The sequence below is a fragment of the Loktanella sp. Alg231-35 genome (genome assembly GCF_900143545.1).
Lineage (GTDB): Bacteria > Pseudomonadota > Alphaproteobacteria > Rhodobacterales > Rhodobacteraceae > Yoonia.
The window spans coordinates 570,864-588,914 of sequence record NZ_FREV01000002.1; the positions used below are offsets into that span (position 1 = coordinate 570,864).

The 18,051-nt window shown below is 52.8% G+C and carries 18 protein-coding genes, 2 tRNA genes and 1 pseudogene; 11 read left to right on the plus strand and 10 right to left on the minus strand.

Annotated features, from left to right (window positions below):
- Positions 1–260: 260 nt before the first annotated feature.
- Entirely contained in the window at positions 261–1,340 is a 1,080-nt protein-coding gene (locus DHN10_RS06370) for a DNA cytosine methyltransferase (RefSeq protein WP_108814377.1), read from the plus strand.
- Positions 1,318–2,976, plus strand: coding sequence for an ATP-binding protein (locus DHN10_RS06375; protein ID WP_108814378.1), 1,659 nt, complete (start codon positions 1,318–1,320; stop codon positions 2,974–2,976). Before DHN10_RS06370 ends, DHN10_RS06375 begins: the two co-directional genes overlap by 23 nt.
- Positions 2,977–3,120: 144 nt before the next feature.
- On the opposite strand, the gene DHN10_RS06380 is transcribed toward DHN10_RS06375, so the two are convergent.
- Both DHN10_RS06380 and DHN10_RS06385 read right to left on the minus strand, forming a co-directional pair.
- Positions 3,121–3,309, minus strand: a complete 189-nt coding sequence (locus DHN10_RS06380) for a helix-turn-helix transcriptional regulator (protein WP_108814546.1) — start codon at positions 3,307–3,309, stop codon at positions 3,121–3,123.
- Between the two features lie 91 nt (positions 3,310–3,400).
- The gene (locus DHN10_RS06385; RefSeq protein ID WP_108814379.1) at positions 3,401–4,525 is read right to left on the minus strand and encodes a tyrosine-type recombinase/integrase; all 1,125 of its coding nucleotides are present in this window, start codon (positions 4,523–4,525) and stop codon (positions 3,401–3,403) included.
- 102 nt (positions 4,526–4,627) lie between these two features.
- On the opposite strand from DHN10_RS06385, the gene DHN10_RS06390 reads away from it, so the two are divergent.
- The 4 genes and pseudogenes from DHN10_RS06390 to DHN10_RS19995 all read left to right on the plus strand — a co-directional run.
- Positions 4,628–4,701 (plus strand) — tRNA-Ser (locus DHN10_RS06390).
- Between the two features lie 325 nt (positions 4,702–5,026).
- Positions 5,027–6,040, plus strand: a complete 1,014-nt coding sequence (locus tag DHN10_RS06395) for an NAD-dependent epimerase/dehydratase family protein (protein WP_108814380.1) — start codon at positions 5,027–5,029, stop codon at positions 6,038–6,040.
- A gap of 64 nt (positions 6,041–6,104) precedes the next feature.
- Entirely contained in the window at positions 6,105–7,433 is a 1,329-nt protein-coding gene (locus DHN10_RS06400; RefSeq protein WP_108814381.1) for a UDP-glucose dehydrogenase family protein, read from the plus strand.
- A gap of 183 nt (positions 7,434–7,616) precedes the next feature.
- A pseudogene (locus DHN10_RS19995) lies at positions 7,617–7,820 on the plus strand (IS5/IS1182 family transposase); the annotation flags it as partial.
- A gap of 138 nt (positions 7,821–7,958) precedes the next feature.
- Here DHN10_RS19995 and DHN10_RS06410 read toward each other — a convergent pair.
- The 5 genes from DHN10_RS06410 to DHN10_RS06430 all read right to left on the minus strand — a co-directional run bounded on the left by DHN10_RS06410 (position 7,959) and on the right by DHN10_RS06430 (position 12,998).
- Positions 7,959–8,720 carry a class I SAM-dependent methyltransferase gene (locus DHN10_RS06410; RefSeq protein WP_108814383.1) on the minus strand — a complete coding sequence of 254 codons (762 nt, stop codon included), beginning with the start codon at positions 8,718–8,720 and terminating at the stop codon, positions 7,959–7,961.
- A gap of 13 nt (positions 8,721–8,733) precedes the next feature.
- A complete protein-coding gene (locus DHN10_RS06415; RefSeq protein ID WP_108814384.1) occupies positions 8,734–9,117 on the minus strand; it encodes a GtrA family protein in 384 nt (127 codons plus the stop codon).
- A gap of 3 nt (positions 9,118–9,120) precedes the next feature.
- Positions 9,121–10,071, minus strand: coding sequence for a glycosyltransferase family 2 protein (locus tag DHN10_RS06420; RefSeq protein WP_108814385.1), 951 nt, complete (start codon positions 10,069–10,071; stop codon positions 9,121–9,123).
- Positions 10,072–10,139: 68 nt separating this feature from the next.
- Positions 10,140–11,627 carry a hypothetical protein gene (locus tag DHN10_RS06425; RefSeq protein WP_159086939.1) on the minus strand — a complete coding sequence of 496 codons (1,488 nt, stop codon included), beginning with the start codon at positions 11,625–11,627 and terminating at the stop codon, positions 10,140–10,142.
- Between the two features lie 612 nt (positions 11,628–12,239).
- Complete coding sequence (locus tag DHN10_RS06430; protein ID WP_108814387.1) at positions 12,240–12,998, minus strand: glycosyltransferase family 2 protein; 759 nt, start codon at positions 12,996–12,998, stop codon at positions 12,240–12,242.
- On the opposite strand from DHN10_RS06430, the gene DHN10_RS20175 reads away from it, so the two are divergent.
- From DHN10_RS20175 to DHN10_RS19680, 3 genes are all read left to right on the plus strand, one after another.
- Positions 12,925–13,224, plus strand: a complete 300-nt coding sequence (locus tag DHN10_RS20175) for a helix-turn-helix domain-containing protein (protein WP_108814388.1) — start codon at positions 12,925–12,927, stop codon at positions 13,222–13,224. The genes DHN10_RS06430 and DHN10_RS20175 overlap by 74 nt on opposite strands.
- A gap of 196 nt (positions 13,225–13,420) precedes the next feature.
- Positions 13,421–13,972: a hypothetical protein gene (locus DHN10_RS06440; protein WP_108814389.1), complete on the plus strand. Its 552-nt coding sequence runs from the start codon at positions 13,421–13,423 to the stop codon at positions 13,970–13,972.
- Positions 13,973–14,238: 266 nt separating this feature from the next.
- Positions 14,239–14,928, plus strand: coding sequence for a hypothetical protein (locus DHN10_RS19680; protein WP_159086940.1), 690 nt, complete (start codon positions 14,239–14,241; stop codon positions 14,926–14,928).
- Between the two features lie 150 nt (positions 14,929–15,078).
- Here the strand turns inward: DHN10_RS19680 and DHN10_RS06450 are convergent.
- Positions 15,079–15,155, minus strand: a tRNA-Arg gene (locus DHN10_RS06450).
- Between the two features lie 67 nt (positions 15,156–15,222).
- On the opposite strand from DHN10_RS06450, the gene DHN10_RS06455 reads away from it, so the two are divergent.
- Entirely contained in the window at positions 15,223–16,290 is a 1,068-nt protein-coding gene (locus tag DHN10_RS06455) for a LacI family DNA-binding transcriptional regulator (protein ID WP_234417069.1), read from the plus strand.
- On the opposite strand, the gene DHN10_RS06460 is transcribed toward DHN10_RS06455, so the two are convergent.
- Entirely contained in the window at positions 16,291–17,010 is a 720-nt protein-coding gene (locus tag DHN10_RS06460) for a winged helix-turn-helix domain-containing protein (protein ID WP_199910639.1), read from the minus strand.
- Positions 16,967–17,248 carry a hypothetical protein gene (locus DHN10_RS06465; RefSeq protein ID WP_108814391.1) on the minus strand — a complete coding sequence of 94 codons (282 nt, stop codon included), beginning with the start codon at positions 17,246–17,248 and terminating at the stop codon, positions 16,967–16,969. The genes DHN10_RS06460 and DHN10_RS06465 overlap by 44 nt, the downstream gene beginning before the upstream one ends.
- Before the next feature lie 158 nt (positions 17,249–17,406).
- Between DHN10_RS06465 and DHN10_RS06470 the strand changes: the two genes are divergently transcribed.
- Positions 17,407–17,886 carry a hypothetical protein gene (locus DHN10_RS06470; protein ID WP_108814392.1) on the plus strand — a complete coding sequence of 160 codons (480 nt, stop codon included), beginning with the start codon at positions 17,407–17,409 and terminating at the stop codon, positions 17,884–17,886.
- Positions 17,887–18,051 lie beyond the last annotated feature (165 nt).

An 18,051-nucleotide genomic window follows, 5' to 3' on the forward strand; every position in this document is an offset into this window, starting at 1 on the left:
CAGTCAACGATGTCCTGTTCCAAAAAGAACACGCCGAAACCCAATCTTGAATGGCTTTGGAAACCCATCATTCATTACCAAGTCGCAGTCGCAGCCAGTTTTCTCAGAGCAGTCGTCGGTGGATCTTGCTGCCGCGCTTGGCTAGAAGCCACCTGAGATTGCAATAGAGCTTTCCCTTGGACGTTCGATTGTCTAGCGTGCTCATAAAAAACAGAACTAGTTACCATAGTTCAGCAGTGATGGCAGTGGGATGATCAAATATGGCCAAAAAAGAAGACCCTGAACCGTTTGCTGAAGTAGTTGATTTGTTCTGTGGCGTGGGAGCGTTAAGCCATGGCTTATTCAGAGCAGGCTTTGATATTCGAGCGGGATACGACACTGATAGTCGTTGCAAACATGCCTTTGAGGTAAATAACGAGGCAAAATTTTATTCTCGAGATGTAGCGAAATTGCAGCCAGAGGAAATACAATCTCACTTTTCAGGTGAACTACCAACTGTATTGGCAGGTTGTGCACCGTGTCAGCCTTTCTCAACCTATAAACAACGTTATGACGAAGACCCACGTTGGGATTTAGTTGAAAGCTTCGCGCAGCTCGCTGTCAGAGTTCAGCCTGATTTTGTGACCATGGAAAATGTACCGTCCCTTCTGAAATACAAGGAAGGACGCGTATTCGCACGCTTCAAAGAAGTTATTGAAGACGCTGGATACAACGTTCAATGGGAAGTGGCTCGATGTGAACAATACGGTGTACCACAGCGACGGAGGCGGTTGGTAGTGATCGCATCTCGGATTGCCCTTCCGCCTAAGCTCAGGGCCACCCACTCGACGCCCTTGACCGTACGAGATGCCATAGCCTCATTGCCGTCTATTGGGGCGGGAGAGAACAAAAAAAAAGACCCCCTTCACGTAGCGGCCTCATTATCAGAGACCAATCTTGCGCGCATCAAGGCCTCAAGGCCCGGGGGAACTTGGCGTGATTGGCCGTTTGACCTCAGAGCGAAGTGCCACCAACGAGCATCAGGGAAAACTTACTCAGGCGTATATGCACGAATGGAATGGGACAAGCCATCTCCGACGATGACCACTCAATGCTACGGATATGGTAACGGTCGCTTTGGGCACCCTGAACAGGATCGTGCCATAACACTCCGTGAAGCTGCTATCTTGCAATCATTCCCAAAAGACTATTCATTTCTACCCAAGGGTGAAACGCCCGCTCTTTCTGAAGTAGGCCGTTGGATTGGCAATGCGGTCCCCGTGAGCCTAGCTGAGGCCATCGGCAATAGCATTAGTTCAATAATATCGGAGAAATCACTTGGCGGACGACCCACAAGTTGACCTATACAGATTTGAAATCTCACTTAGTGTTCTAAATCATCTGGGTAGGAACCTATATCGAAACTTCATTACGGTTCTGGGCGAAGCGATTTCAAACTCATGGGACGCCGACGCAAATAACGTTTGGATTGAGATCAATCGGGAAAAATCAAACTTTTCGATAAAGGATGATGGCGTCGGCATGGATGCAACGTCATTTCAATCCAAATTCTTGAAGATCGGCTACTCCAAGAGAACTGAGGGCGGCGGACGCTCACCTAAAGATCGCCCTTACATCGGTGCCAAAGGTATCGGAAAGCTAGCCCTTCTTTCTTGCGCAAAACGCATCTCCGTTTTTTCAAAAACCGATAATTCAGACTACACTGGGGGCGTGATTGACAACGCAGGACTAGACGAAGCAATAAAAGGCGATCAAAGCACCGAGGAATACCCGCTTGAAGGCCTAAACTTTGATCTCATAGCTGGGCTGCGCAGTGATCATGAGCAAGGAACGATAATTTGCTTTGAAGAAACTAACGATCAGCTCCGCAACTCCGATGTCTACCTAAGAAAGCTGCTTGCGCTGAGCTTTAAGTTCTCTCTGCTGGATGCTGATTTCACAATTCACGTAAACGGAACTCCAGTTACAATTGATGACTTGAAGAGTTTGTCCGAGGCGACCCAGTTTTTGTGGTCAATTAATGAGTATAGCGACGCTTTTGTGGAAGGCTTGCCAAATCTGGAAAAACCAAAGACCGAAATCACTAGCCCACTGGCAATCAAAGGCTTTATCGGATCAGTCAAGAAGCCCGCTATGCTCAAGATCACTGGAACCGAGGAACGGGCGACCATCGATCTCTTTGTAAATGGTCGGCTACGCGAAAAGAACATAATCAGGCACATTCCCACTCAGCGGATCGTCGAAAGCTACATTTACGGCCAAATCCATTTTGACACTCTCGACCGAGAAGGCGTCGATCCGTTCACAAGCAGCCGTGAAGGCGTCGTAGAAGACGACGAGCGGTTCCGCAACCTTATGGACTACCTCAAGCGAGAGCTGTTGTCCCAAATTATCGACGATTGGGATAAATTGCGGCTTGAGGTAAGAGATGAGGGTGATGACGAGAACACCAGAAAATCTAAGCGAGAGCGAAAGGCGCAAGCATTGGTTGCTGAGGCTACTAATGACTATGTACCAGACGATGATGCACCCGCAAAAGATGATGTTGATGCTTGGCTGAAAGAGATTATGCCAGATGCAGAGTTCAACACCTCAGCGTATGTGGACTGCTTTTTGTCAGAGAACCTAGTCCGCAAGTACATTTCACATAAGAGCCTGCCACTAAAGTCGAACGTTCAATCGCAGATCGACAAATACAAAAAGCAAGAGGGCGAGTACAAAGGGGCTGCAAATATCAGCTTTCCGATCCGCCAAGCCTCGTTTGACCTAAGCTATGTAGACATGAACGATCTTGCATATACGGCTGAGGGCAACAAGAAAGCGCCTAGTCCATCACTTTGGGCGGATGCGGGAGCCTTCAGGCCTATCAGAAACGCAGTAGGCCATACTGGAAGACTAACAAAAACCGCCAAAAATCATCTCAACTTAACGTTTGAGAACATTAAGGCGCGCATTCGCACCTTGATTTCAACTTAGGTAGCCGGACTTCACTTTCATCCCCGAATGGCTGCTTTTCTAAAACGGATTATGTTTCGCAGACGCAGCGAATGACCGGAATCCGCCAGCTCGGTCGGGTGGCCAGGTTTGCAACCCCAGCCACCCAGCTCCCTTTCAGGAGTGTCAGTTCAGCACTTCGCGTTGCGCCAGACGTTGTTCGAGCCACTCCAGCACTTCACTCTCAACCCAACCCACGCGGTTTGGGCCCAGCTGTACCCGCTTGGGGAATAGGCCTGCCTTCTCCAGACGTGCGATGTGTTGCTGTGAATACAAGACCAACTCCGTGACCTGGCGTTTTGAAAGTATCCTCATCACGATCTCTCCATGATTGAAGAGCATCGCGATGCTCGGGTTTCGACAAGTTCCCCGAGGAAGTCCTAGGTTAGCAGCTTATGGTTGTAGATCAAGCCTCGGCATATTTTGAAAGGATGTATGAAAGATGCTTTTCATACTCGCCGAATGCAACCTGCATCTCATTGATGTAGGCGTGGCGATTGTAGACGGCGGCGACGCCGCTGATCGTGCCAGAGATGTGATTTAGGATCCGTTCAGTAACATGGATCGGTGTGCCAAGCTTGGCCATATTGCTGCTGAATGTGCGTCGCAAATCGTGCAGTGTATACGGCTCAATGTTTAGATCTTGATCAAAGAACGCCTTACATTTTGAGAACCCATTGAATGTGCGTTCATCGTTGAAACGAGACGGAAATAGCAAGTCTGCCCCACCAGATATCTTGCCCAGTAGATCAAGCGCGCGGGCTCCCACGGGGACAGTGTGAGACCGACGGTTCTTTGCGAACTCTGAAGGATACGCAATCTGCCCGTTTGTCACCCAGCTATGGCGTAGCCCGACAATTTCCCCTTTGCGCTGACCAGTCAGGATAAGCAATTGGACAATCGATCCATAGGGGTAACCAAAGCCCTCAGCCCGATGCCACACAGCTGCCAACTCAGCGTCATCCAGAACGCGCTCTCTTGTACGTGTTTTGAAAGTCATCGGAGGAGTTGGTGAGACATCCAGATAACCTCGCTTAACACACCAGTTCATCATTGTGCGAATTGCAACAAATGCATGCTTCTGTTCAGATGGCTTTTTGATGTCTTCAACAACCGATGCGATATCATGGCGCGTGATATCCCCAATGTCCTGTTTGAAGTTGAAGTGTTTGATTAGTAGCCTTTTGTATTCTTGCACTGTCTTCGCTTTGTTGCGGCTGGCGCTGTCCTCCAAGAACTTCGCGCGCGATGCCTCGAAGGAAACCTTGGGCAGACCAGAGCGCAAGGATTGTTGATCGAGAGTGATATCGACTTGGGCTTGCTTGGCAAGCATTCGGGCCTCAGCAAGCGACATATCCGGATATCGGCCCAGAGACCGGCGACGACGGTTCTTTCCGTATAGAACGACAAACGTCTTTGTCCCGCCCTGAGAAACACGCACGCCAAAGCCAGGCAGGGCTTTGTCATAGTATGTCTTTTGACCAGTTTCTGGCGAAGGTAGACGTTTTATCTGTAGGTCCGTTAGGCTCATCTTAGGCTCTCAATTCACGGGAGTAGAGGTGACATTCAATGGATAACTATGTTCACAGAATAGCCATAAATCTCAACAAAAAAAGGATAAACGCGAATATATGAGAAGCTATGTGAAACTTCAAAAACTGACTTTTAATCAGTAGGTCGATGGTTCGAACCCATCACGGCTCACCATTTTCTCTTCTAAAGTCATTGTGTTAATGCCTATGTACAGGGGTGGAAAACGGGTTCTTCGGTTCCGGAAGCAACTGAAAATGAATTCGTGACGGGATCTGTGTTGCAACATCGCACCTACATCGGCGTGCCTTCTCGAATATGCTATCAGATCAAGACTTCACTCTCGGCATCATGGAAAATCCTGACCTACGCTCAATTCCTACTTCGTCGTCCGGAAAGTCTGGGCAGCAAAGGCCGCTCATCATACATTTCTTAGCAGCAATTGACCTTGCTACGTCATTGAATGACAACGACAGGCAATATTTGGCACTGTAGGGCAAACATGCGCACTGTATTCATTACCGGAACGGCAGGTTTTATCGGGTTTCATCTGACGCAAGTGTTGTTGGATGAAGGATTTCGCGTCGTCGGCTATGACGCCATGACGGACTATTACGATGTTCAACTCAAACGTCGCAGGCATCAGATACTGCTGCAAAACCCCCATTTCAGTTGCACCGAAGGCTATCTGGAAGACATGGCGACGCTGCGACGCACCGTCGATGCGGCCAAGCCTGATGTGATTGTCCATCTCGCAGGGCAGGCCGGCGTGCGTTATTCGCTCGAGAATCCGCGGTCCTATATTGAGGCGAATGTCATAGGCACATTCAATGTCACTGAATGCGCCCGCACCCATGAGGTGGACCATTTGCTTATGGCCTCGACGTCATCTGTCTATGGCGCCAACACGCAAATGCCCTTTGAGGAAACCCAGAAAGCTGACCTGCCGCTGACACTTTATGCAGCGACCAAGCGCGCGAATGAACATATGGGCCATTGCTATGCCCATCTGTGGAACATCCCCACAACCATGTTCCGCTTCTTTACGGTTTACGGGCCGTGGGGACGGCCTGACCTTGCGCTGTTCAAATTCGTAAAGGCGGGCCTGAATGGCGAGGCCATTGATGTCTACAATCACGGCAACATGGCCCGCGATTTCACCTATGTGACGGACCTTGTGCGCGGTATCCGCCTGCTGATCGATACACCGCCCAACGCCCCTGCGGATCCTACAGATATTGCCCCTGGTGACAGTCTTAGCCCCGTTGCCCCCTTCCGTGTTGTCAACATCGGCAATGGTACCAAGGTGCCCCTGATGGATTTCATCACCGAAATCGAAGATGCGCTGGGCAGCGAGATCAAGAAGAACTTCATGGAGATGCAGATGGGCGACGTGCATGAGACATGGGCGGAGAACGGCCTGTTGCAACAATTGACCGGCTACGCCCCGCAAACAGATATCCGTACGGGTGTACGCGCCTTCGTGGCGTGGTATCGAGACTATTATCGCGTCTAGAAGTTCATAATCTGTCAACCTTGTTGGCATAGCGACAACCAAAACCAATCGAAGAGAGATCCTGATGAAAATTGCAATGATCGGCACCGGCTATGTTGGTTTGGTTTCAGGCGTGTGTCTTTCGGATTTCGGGCATGAGGTCGTCTGCGTTGACAAGAATACTGACAAACTCGCCCTGCTGCGCGATGGCCAGACCCCGATTTTTGAACCAGGCCTTGATACGCTGATGGAACGGAACATGGCGGCCGGGCGGCTGTCGTTCACCGATAATCTGGCTGAGGCGACAAATGAGGCTGATGCCGTCTTTATCGCTGTTGGCACGCCCAGCAGACGCGGTGACGGCCATGCTGACCTGAGTTTTGTATTTGGTGCGGTCAAAGAAGTGGCGCAAACACTGAAAAAGCCCACTGTTATTGTCACCAAGTCGACCGTACCCGTCGGCACGAACCAGCAAGTGGCAGAGCTTTTGGCCGAAAGCCGCCCTGATCTGGCGTGTGACGTTGTGTCAAACCCGGAGTTTCTGCGCGAAGGTGCTGCCATTGATGACTTCATGCACCCCGATCGCATTGTCGTCGGTGTGCAATCGGACCGAGCGGCAGAGGTCATGGCCGAGATCTACCGTCCACTTTCCTTGCGCGACTACCCTCTGCTGACCACCGATCTGGAAACAGCCGAGATGATCAAATACGCCGCCAATGCTTTCCTCGCTACCAAAGTGACTTTCATAAATGAGATCGCGATGCTCTGCGAGCGCACTGGAGCGGACGTCAAGGATGTGGCCAATGGCATGGGTTTTGACAGCCGGATCGGACCAAAGTTCCTGCAGGCGGGTCCTGGCTATGGCGGGTCATGTTTCCCCAAAGACACCAAGGCGCTGGCCCGGATCGGTCAGGATCACTCACGCCCTCTGCAAATCGTCGAGACCGTGATCAAGGTTAATGAAGAGGTCAAACGCATGATGATCGACAAGATCGTCGATCTGTGCGGAGAGCGTCTGCAAGGCAAGACGATTGCTGTGCTTGGGGTGACGTTCAAACCCGACACCGACGACATGCGCGACGCGCCCGCGCTGACGATTGTACCTGCACTGGTCGGATTGGGCGCCGACGTCCGGGTGGTTGATCCGCAGGGCTACCGAGAGGGGCAAACGCTTTTGCCCAATGTGAGCTGGGTCGATGATGCCTACACGGCTGCTGACGGCGCGCATGCGGTTGTCTTGCTAACAGAATGGAATGAATTCCGAGGCCTCGACCTGCGCGAGATGGCCGGACGGATGGCGTCACCGCGCATGGCAGACCTGCGCAACATCTATTCCTGCGATTACGCCCTTGATGCGGGATTCGAGGCCTATACAGCCATAGGCCGCAAAACCGCCCTGCCTGATCTGGACTGACATACATGTGATGATGACCCCGGCAGGATACGAACCTTCAACCTGCCCCTTGGGAGGGGGATACGGCCGCTTGATGCAAGCGTACTACCGACCAGATACCTTCAACGGTCATCACATACGTGTTTTGCATATTCGCCGCATGGTGGAGGTTGAAGAGTTCCAAGGATTTCTCAAATCCCTTGCGAAGCTATACGATCATCAGAGTATCTGCGACGCACATATTGGTGACACTTGATTGGTTGCCACCGTCGATGCCGCATCGAGACGAAGATGCATCGTTTGAAATGACTTGGTCAGCGCCTCTTGGCGCGCGAATTTGATCGGCAGGTTGCTGACATCCAGATCCGCGCTGCTACTCTCTACGGCTTCACCGCACTGGCATTCTGAAAACGGTGACCGCAGCATAGATCCGTCAGGGGTAAGGGAAAAATCAACCTGAAACCCGATTTGTGCAACAATGCGTCCAGAACCTACAACAACCACTGAAGTTTTGAACCGGTTTCTCTGCACACTCCTGAAGGTTTGCTACGTGCCAGCAGTCTTGCCCCGCGCGCGCGCCGCAACGATGCTGGCGCGGATCTGAGCGATACGGGTTACAGTGCTGCGCGGCAGATGCGACACGACGCTTCGGCGCAGCCGCCAGATCGCGTCACCACCATCTTGCAGAGTCTCGTTATCCGCGAGGGCATGTTTTTTCACAATGTCTGGCAGACCGTTTTGGCCCGCTTCGTTGATGTAAAGCACAGTGTTATAGCGATACCATGGTTCGATCTCGCGATTTTTCGATATATTCGGGCGGATGCAATCATACGCAGTATAACCACGCGACTTGAACAAACCCTGCCAGAACGACAGAGGCTGTTCATTGACATGGAACTCGCCGCCTTGCCCAATGACAGCAGCGGAAAATAGCACCCGGTCTGAAGCGTTCGTAAGACTATTTACCAGTGTTTCTGATGCGGATGTTGGCAAATGTTCACCAACCTCTAGGCTCTGCGCCAATTCGAAACGGCGGCCTGTGTCCACAGGCGCTGTCAGATCTTTGGCAACAAAGCTATCGCGTGGCACGGCGAGCTGATCACGGTTCACATAGTCACCATCGACGGCCAGCACATCCGCAACGCCAGTTTTGCACCATTCATCAAGCCAAACGCCACGACCCGAACCCAAATCTAACACAGACGTTGGCTGGAGCCACGGCCCAAGCAATCCCAACATGTGTTGGGCAGAACGGCGAGCGCCCTGATCAATGTAATCAAAAAAAGTGTCCGAATAGGTATGTGCCATGGAAATAAATCCTTCAGCTAACTGATTTTGTGAAGACCCAAAGGGACATAAGAATATAATTCTGAACAGGAAGGATCAGTGTCACTGCAACGGCGGCGATCCAGTTATCTAGGGCAAACATCGGAGCGATATAGCCTGTTATAAGCGCAGATGTGATAAAGCCGAGGCCCGTCATCACCCCAAATCGGAGTATCTGTGTGGGGTTGGCCAGTTGTTTACCAAACGTAAAACGTGCTTGCCCGGCATATTGCACTACGACCGCAATCACGAAAGCCAAGGCGTTCGCACGCCCCTGTGGCATCCCTAACTGCAGGAACGTCAAATAAAGCAGCACATAAAGGATGGCGATCGATACGCCAACCAATGCAAAGCGCGAAGTACGTTTGGTGCGGGTCACGGCCTACACCATCTCTTGCAGCGGCAAAACTTCGGCGCGGCACGTGTCTTCTGACACAAAATAGAGCGGGCGATTTTTCGCCTCAATGTAGAGCCGCCCGATGTATTCGCCTAAGATACCAAGAGTCATGAGTTGCACACCAGCAAACAGGCTGACGACCAATACGATCGAGGCCCAACCAGGGGCTGTCTGATAGACAATCAGCGAATGCAGCACATAAATCATCATCAGCCCGGAGAAACCTAAGCTGGCAAAGGACATGCGCGTCGCGAATTTCAGCGGCTTCGTGGAAAAAGCAGTCATTGCATCGATTGCAAATCGCACCATTTTGCGCAGCGGATATTTCGTCTCACCGGACTCTCGTGGCGCGCGGACATATTCGATCCCGATCTGTCGAAATCCCACCCATGCAAACATGCCCCTCACGAAACGGGCCCGTTCTGGCATCGACAAAACAGCGGTTAACGCTTTTCGGCTAACCAACCGAAAGTCGCCAGTGTCACGAGGTATATCGACGTCAGACATCGTGTTGAGGACACGGTAAAATGCCCACGCAGTCACACGCTTAAATACCGTCTCGCCCTCACGCTTGCGGCGCGTGCCATAAACTACATCATAACCACGATCCATCATGACCATCATGTCGCCCAGCAACTCAGGCGGGTCTTGCAAATCTGCGTCGAGCATGAAGATGCGTTCACCCTTTGCCGCCTCTAGTCCGGCCGTCAGCGCCACCTGATGACCGCGGTTCGCAGACAAACGCAAACCGCGCAGTTGCGCGCAAAATTCCCGTGCAGTCTGGATCGCGGACCATGTTTCGTCCGTTGATCCATCATCAACCAGCAAAATTTCGGCCTGATCGCCGTAAGGTTTGACGGAACTTGCCAGTCGCTCAACTAGATGCGGTATCGACTCTGCTTCGTTCATACAGGGCACAACTACTGAAATTTGCATAGAGACCGCCATTCTTCATTTAAGGGATAAAATTAGCGATAGGTTCTGTTTGGCTATGGCTCAAGACATTAGCTTCCGATTTCATACATCTCATATCGACCCTGCCGACCTAAAAGTAGAAGGTCGCTTGACGCAACCATTTCTTCGTCGAGGTTACCGAGGGCGAGAACGTGGGTAAAGTCATTCTCCCAGTTATCCCAAAACCCGCTCACCGCACCTAAGGTCTCATTGGATTCATCAAAGACCATAAAGGCAGGAAGGCTTTTTCCTTGAGCAGCAGCAATGTGGTGCCACGCCTCTTCAATTTGAAGAGCATGCGCGCCGCGAAAAAGTGTCGGGACAAATGCATTGGCCTGCGGGACGGCATAGGCTTGTAAGTGCCAGTCAATTCGGTCCGAGCTCATTCGAACAGGGAATAGACGAGCCCCCTCTGGTACGTCCGCAAGCACCAAGGACAGATCTTGCATATCGGCACTATGCCGCGCGGCTAATTGCTCTACTGAGACAGAACGGCCCACTGCTATGACTGCAAATACGAGAAACACCCATAGGGCTTGTCGCCGATCAACCCCGTGCCACGACGTCCCTGCAATCGCAACGGCGGCCATCACAAAGGGGAATCGAATTTGCACGTATGCGACGCCGTCCAGCACGGACGGGACCGCAACAGACAGTACGGCAAGTGCAAGGATCGGTCCCAATGCCCGCGGAGCCAAGACGAGCCGCAGCCCAGATTTTTTTCGTAGTGTAAGAAATGCAAATACGAGCACAATGAGCGACATCGTGCCAAATAATTCCAAGACGGCTGAGCCGTCGTTGGAAACCACATCGAATGGCGACCTCAGTATGTCGATACGAGCCCGAAGCGAGCCATACCGCGTGATATCCCCGTAGTCGTTCGGTGCTGCCGTGAAGGTTCTCCAAACAATGAGACCAATCGGAAACAGAAACGGGAGTGCTGAGATACAATGCTGCAACAGTTGTTGGCGCCATCGGCGGCCCGCTTCAAACAAGCGATGAACTTCACGGCCGAATGCACTTACAAGAAGAACGATAAATCCAAGGATATGCAGTTCAAAGATCACAATAACGACGGGAATAAACAGGATCGCGCGCAGCCAAGGTCGCGTCCCCTCATAGTGAATCCAAGCCGCGAGTGCATAAAGTGCAAGGGGCACGGTAATGACGAAGTTCTGGAAACCCCAAAAGAAAGGGCCATTAAAAACAAGAAGAAGCGTCGCGAGAGGCCAAATTAACCAACGTCCGTGGAGGACTCTGGCGAGCACGACCGCCGAAAGCAAAAGGTTCGCAGCGTAGAGTGCCATAAGCAATTTCGAAAACGTGTAAACATCCGTAATGTGCTGCCCCACCGCCAACCATAGCAAATCCCCCGCCGAATTACCTTTCATTGCAAAGGTATAGCCATAGTAGGCGTCCAATGCGGTGCCGGGATTTGCAGCTATGTATTGACGCGCAATATGGTTCGGCAAGTCAACGAGCGGCAAATACGGATGCAAAAGAATTGGCAGAACTGCGATCAGAACTGCAAATACCATGGCTACGCCGAGGCACCATGGTTTTAGGAGGCGGGTTTGATCGTCAGCGATTATCATTACAATGAGACATCGCGTTTGCCGTCGCATACCTGACTGATCTGACGTCGCCGATACTGCTTCGCTTCACGCTGAAAGCGCCCGAGGGGAACACCTAACACGTAAAGCAGACCCTAGTCGTTCGGACTACATGTTCATAACCTACGGTTAGAGCGCGGTGCGTAGAGTGCAGAAATAGTGCTGACATTACGACTTCTACCGGACAGGCCCCCCTTGGGGCCAACGCCAAAGAAGCTCAAACAATGCATGTTGGAAGCGGCTTCAACATTTTCCAGGCCCTTGACCCGATCCAAGATTGGACCGTGTTTCAAAAGCCCTACCAACTACAAATAATCGTGTCAAACCGGATATAGATGCACGTTCAGCGAGATTCTGGAAAGTCCGCACAGCCGACCTATGTTCAGGACCCACTGATTGGCTTACGATGAGCAACAAACACTCTCTTGGCAAATACCGCAATTTGGACCTATGGGCGCTGTCGTCAGACAGCTACTTGATCAGCCCTGCGCGACCCTATCGGCCGGCCAGTGCGTAGTTTTGACTCTATCATTGTTCTTATTGAATCAGGCGGCGCAAGTTGCTTACTGCTTTTTCTGAAATTGGACTTGCCTCAAACGCGTTCAAATCTTCTGGAACGCCGATGCCATGCATACCTGCACCCACCTTGCCAATCGAATGACAACGGATGTTGGCTCCTTCGGTGGCCAACCTGCTGTATACAGGGGCAACGTAGAATTCACCGTTTACCCTCTCATTGGTCGCGATCATCGCATCAGCACTACGTACGAAGTCAGCTCCACGCGCAAAATTGTAAATCCCCACCGTCGCCTCATCCGACACCACGACTTTTTCGATCACTTCAATGACACGACCGCTGTTATCGCGTTTAACAAACGACCATTTGTCGTCGTCTGCCCACATCGTCATGATTAGTCCGTTAGCGTCCTTTATATCCGCCAGGTATTCGTCAATAGAGGCGTCAATGTACTGATCGCAATTCGCAATCATTAGAGGTGCATCGTTGTTGATGGCTTCACGAGCTAGCAGCACTGTGCACGCCGCACCCTCCGTGACGGCATCTATATAGATTATGGAGCATCCAGGCGCCCAGCCCCTCAGCATATTAGCCAAACCATAGGTTTCATCATGTTCACGCAGGACCAAAAAGTGAAACTGATGGGGCGTGATCGGCCTGAGGTTTTCGATGACCACCTGAATCATTGGATGACCGCGTAAAGGGATCAGTGGTTTATGTGCGGTATGGGAAGCAGTCGCAACCCAGTCGGCTGACCTTGGCTTCAACGTCCGGCGCATAACGCGGATCGCCAGTCGATTGGAAACACGCGGGTTGCTTCTGCGAACTGCCTGCAAAGGTGGGCGTAGATTTGGACGACGCGGCGGGGACGGCAGGATTATCGTCGCTGGCGGGATCAACCTTGGTCCTATGGTCGAGCAAGCCGGTGATCTGATGCGCCTCATCCAACATCAAGCACAGGATCCGAACGTCTACGCAATGATCGGGAACGTGCTAACGATGTGATCCGAGCCATTCGTGGTCTCGGGGCAGAACCTGCTCTTCAGGCGGCGCGTGATGTATTCCCAAGGCTGATTACTATGAAAACGTCAGCATACCTACTGGGCTTACGAGGGTTGGACCCAAAAGGGAGCGGCTGTCCCGCGCCCAATGGAAAGCCCGCAAAGATCAGGCGCGCCGCGATGCAAAATTGCACAGCGACATGCAGGACAGGGTAGAACGCATTGCGGGTGCGGAAGAAAGTTTGGAAGATTCGGTTGGTCGGAAGGCTGAGGAGCTGGCCAACAAACTGGCTTTAGTGGATCAGGCGCAGAAAGATGCTGAGGACGCTAAGAAAAGATCATTACGCCGCGCTCGCGAGGTGGTCGACGATGCACGCAGCGAAGCCCGGCAACTGCAACAGAAGGCGCGTGAGGAGCTCGCTGCTCAGACCGTTCAAGTGGAAGCCTCAAGGGCCGAACTGGAACAGGAGCGCCGCGCCTTCGAGCTTGAGAAGCGGCGGGTTGTAAAAAAGGCTGTCTTGGATGTGGCAAAGGCAAGCGCGCGCGTTGAGGCAGCACGGTATTGTGGGCATTCCCCTGGTCATTTTGATAAGCTTGTCAGAAGCGGCACTTATCCACCCGGTCGTGATGCCGATGGCGTTGTGCTTTGGCTTCGCTGGGAACTCGATACCGCACTGGCCGAACTCCCGACAATTGGTGGGCAAGCCTGGACTGAAACAAACACCTGTGATGAGGCATTTGGTTGTACGTAATGTTGAAACACCTCAATGCGCCCGGTCGGTTTCCGAGCGGCAACGTTCGCTTCTACTACCGCCCCAAGGGTCAGAAAGGCATTCCTATGCCCGATCTGCCTCCCGATGATCAGCGTTTTCTTGATGCATACAACGCAGCCTCAGGAGGCGAGGCACCTAACAGTCCTAGACCAAGACCAGGCAGTCTCGCTTTAGCTGTCCCCCGATATTTGGCCTCCGACAGCTTTGCGGCTCTCTCTCCTGAAACTCGTTCCTCCCGACGTCGAATGCTGGATGAAATTCACCAGAACCATGGAAGAGGGTTGGTTCGAGATCTCCGAACCAAGCATGTGGAGTCAGCGCTTAGGGAATTCTCCGGGCATGCAAGAAACAATCGCCCCAAGGTTTGGCGTGCATTTGGCAAGTGGCTCAAAGATATGTACAAGATTGATGACCCTGCCGAGAACGTGAGAAAATCATCGGTCCCAAAATCAAATGGCCACCAGCCTTGGGCTGACGACCAAATCGAGGCATTCCGTGCATTCTGGCCTCTAGGGACACCAGAGCGTCTTGCGTTTGAGGTCATTTACTTCACTGGGGCCCGAATTTCGGACGCCTTTAGACTTGGCCAGGGCAACGTCGATCACGAAGGGTGGCTGGTGTTCAATCAGCAGAAAACTGGCGGCGAGGTCGCAATTCCATTTAGCCGTCCTCTACCAGATTTCGCTTCAGGCATGCAGAGCGATCTTCGGTACCTTCGCGCGGCGTTGGATGCACGGTCGGACAAACATTACCTGGATCACAACTGCCTTTGGGACCTCGCGAAGCGTGAAGGCTGCCGGACAGTGGTTTTCAGCCAAGGCGCGGGCCGCTGGCATCCAAGGCCGGTCTGCACACGGATTGCGGAAAAGCCGGTCCAGGGCCTTAGCAGAAGCAGGCGGGAACTCAGTTCAAATTGGCGCATGGACCGGCCATGAAAGCCTCTCAGAGATCGAACGCTATATTCGCGGCCTCAACAAAAGAAAGGTGCTCAGCAGCACGGAAGCGGAACAAAAAGTTCCAACTTCTGCGGCCAAAGTTCCAACTCAACCAAAAAAGACAGGAGAATCAAATGCTTGAAAAAGTGCTGGTGACCCCGGCAGGATTCGAACCTGCAACCTGCCCCTTAGGAGGGGGCTGCTCTATCCAGTTGAGCCACGGGGCCGTCAAATGTTGAATGCCTGCCTTTGCCAATTTGGTCAACGGCGCGGATCATCTGGCATTTGTGTGCGATGCTGTTTAACAATGGGTTTAGACTTAGCAGGACGACCCATTTGACAAATTCCTCCAAACGCCCGCTGACCCTGCGTGATGTGTCCGAAGCATCCGGTGTGAGCGAAATGACGGTCAGCCGTGTGCTGCGCAACAAGGGCGACGTCAGTGCCGCTACCCGCCAGAAGGTGCAGGATGCTGCCAAGAAGTTGGGATATGTGCCCAATAAGATCGCGGGGGCTTTGGCGTCGCAGCGGGTCAATCTCGTTGCGGTGATCATTCCATCGTTGGGCAACATGGTTTTCCCAGAGGTCCTTTCGGGTATTTCCGAGACGCTGGAAGGCACAGAGCTGCAGCCTGTCGTCGGTGTGACGGATTATCTGCCTGAGAAAGAAGAGAAAGTCCTGTTCGAGATGCTGTCTTGGCGTCCGTCCGGGGTGATCATAGCAGGATTGGAACACTCCGAAGCGTCAGCAGCCATGCTGCAGCAAGCCGGTATTCCTGTTGTCGAAATCATGGATGTCGATGGCGAACCTGTTGATCACTGTGTCGGCATTTCGCATCGGCGCGCAGGCCGCAAGATGGCCGAGGCGATCATTGCGCAAGGTTACAAGCGGATCGGCTTTATGGGCACGAAGATGCCGCTGGACCACCGCGCCCGTAAGCGTTTCGAGGGGTTCACTCGCACGCTTGCCAAATCGGGGATCGAGATTGCCGATCAGGAATTCTATTCTGGCGGATCGGCCTTGGCCAAAGGCCGCGAGATGACCGAAAAGATGATGGCGCGGACGCCGGACCTCGATTTCCTATACTACTCGAACGACATGATTGGGGCGGGCGGCCTGCTGTATCTGCTCGAACAGGGCATTGATGTGCCCGGCAAGATCGGGATCGCTGGTTTCAATGGGGTCGAGCTGCTGGATGGTCTGCCTCGTCAGTTGGCAACCATGGACGCTTGCCGCCGTGATATCGGGGTCAAGGCTGCAGAGATTGTGGCTGCTCTTAACAGTGGGCAAGAGGTGCCAGAGGGTCCTGTTGTTACCCTGTCACCGACGCTGGCGGTTGGCGAAACGCTCCGGCGCAAATAGCTAGATCATCCGAATGACGTCTTTGTCGATCGACAAAACGTAACCTTTTCGGGCAATGTTTTTGACCAGAAGTTCGCTCATCATCTGATTGCCGAGCGTATCGCGTAGGCGTTTGATTCGTGTGGCCCCTGCGGCCTCGTCACAATCGGCGGCATTGCGTCCCGAAATGACGCCCTCAATTTCCGCACCGGTCAGCACCTCATCATCCATGCGTGCTTCGGCCAGAACGGATAGCGTTTCAATAGCTGCATCAGTCAGCTTGAATTCAAAATCGTTAAGGTAAACGGCCTTTTGGTCGCGGCTGATGGTGAGTGAGTTTACCTCGATCCCCTGCCGCTCAATCCGGCCCATGCGCCGATTGAGCGCGATCAGCATCACAAGGAAGGCCACCGCAGCAATCAAAAGGGCCGTCGCAAAGATCAGCAGCACAAAGATAACAAAGCGGTAAGACGCGAGCGTGTCAGAGAATGCCGTGCCAGACCCGGCCAAAATCTCTAGCAATTTGATTTCAGCGTTGCTGGTCAGGTTGTCGTTTTCCACGAACAACTGTTCAACCCGCGCGTTGAACGCATTGGCATCTGGCAGATTGATAAAAAGCAGGACAGCCGCAATCGTCAAGATCAGGACAATCGCCACAATGCCTGCGACGACGATCCGGTTGCCGATTTCGCGTGTCTCAGAAGCGGAGGAAGTACTCACCTGCGCTGTCCTTTCTTTCATCCAGCCCGGCATCATCAAAGACGCCCAGCACATTCAATAGCTGCCAGCCGTTCCCAGCCAAACGGTCGCCCAGTTGGGTTTCGGCCGATCCGACAGAACAGTCACCATCAACCTCTGCCACTCCATAATGGAGCCGCAACGGGTTGTCCTGCTTGGCCTTATAGTCTGCATAGCAGGCGGCTTGCAGAACTGTGGTGCTCAACATCAGAGCCATGAATGAGAGAGAAAGTTGTTTCATGTGCTCACCTGATCCGAGCCGGTCCTGATATTCAATAACGCGTCATGTTATCGCGATGGCAATCGCATAACCATCCCCCGTTATTGTTTGGCAGGACGGAATGGCTCCAAATTTGGTTCATCGCCTTACCAAGGCACGTGAACCGAAAGGATACGCCAATGTTCAAGCCAATGATCGCCGGGATAACTGCCCTGTCGCTGACCCTTGCCACCGCATCGCCGCTGCAAGCAAACGGGCTCGACCGCGAAGATGCGGGCAAGCTGTTGTTTGGCCTGGCGGCCATTGCCATCCTTGGGGCGGCACTTGATAATCGTGACCGCCGCGAGCGCCGTAGTGAGCGCGAGGCAGAAACGGTGCAGCGCGGTATTGACCCCAATCGCAGCTGGTCCGATCTGAACCGCGAACACCGCAATGATAACGGGCGATACACGTTGCCCAACCGTTGTCTGCGCGGCGTCGATACCCGGTTTGGCACGCAACGCATGTTTGCCCAACGCTGCCTTGAACGGAACTACCACCATGTGAACAGCTTGCCCGCGCGTTGTGCCGTGCGGGTCTACACTGACGACGGCCCGCGCCGCGGCTTTGACCCGCTTTGCCTGCGCGAGCAGGGCTATCGATCTGATCGGCGCCACTAAGGTGTTGAGCAGTAGCGCGGTTCCAACGCCCCGGTTACCGCGCCACCTTGGGTGTTTGATCTTGTGACAACTGCGCAGTGTGATGCGTGACAGATCATGACACCCACACGGGCAGAGAGATTGGACATGGCTCTCTGCCCCTTTTTCCTTGCAGTCACCGGGCGC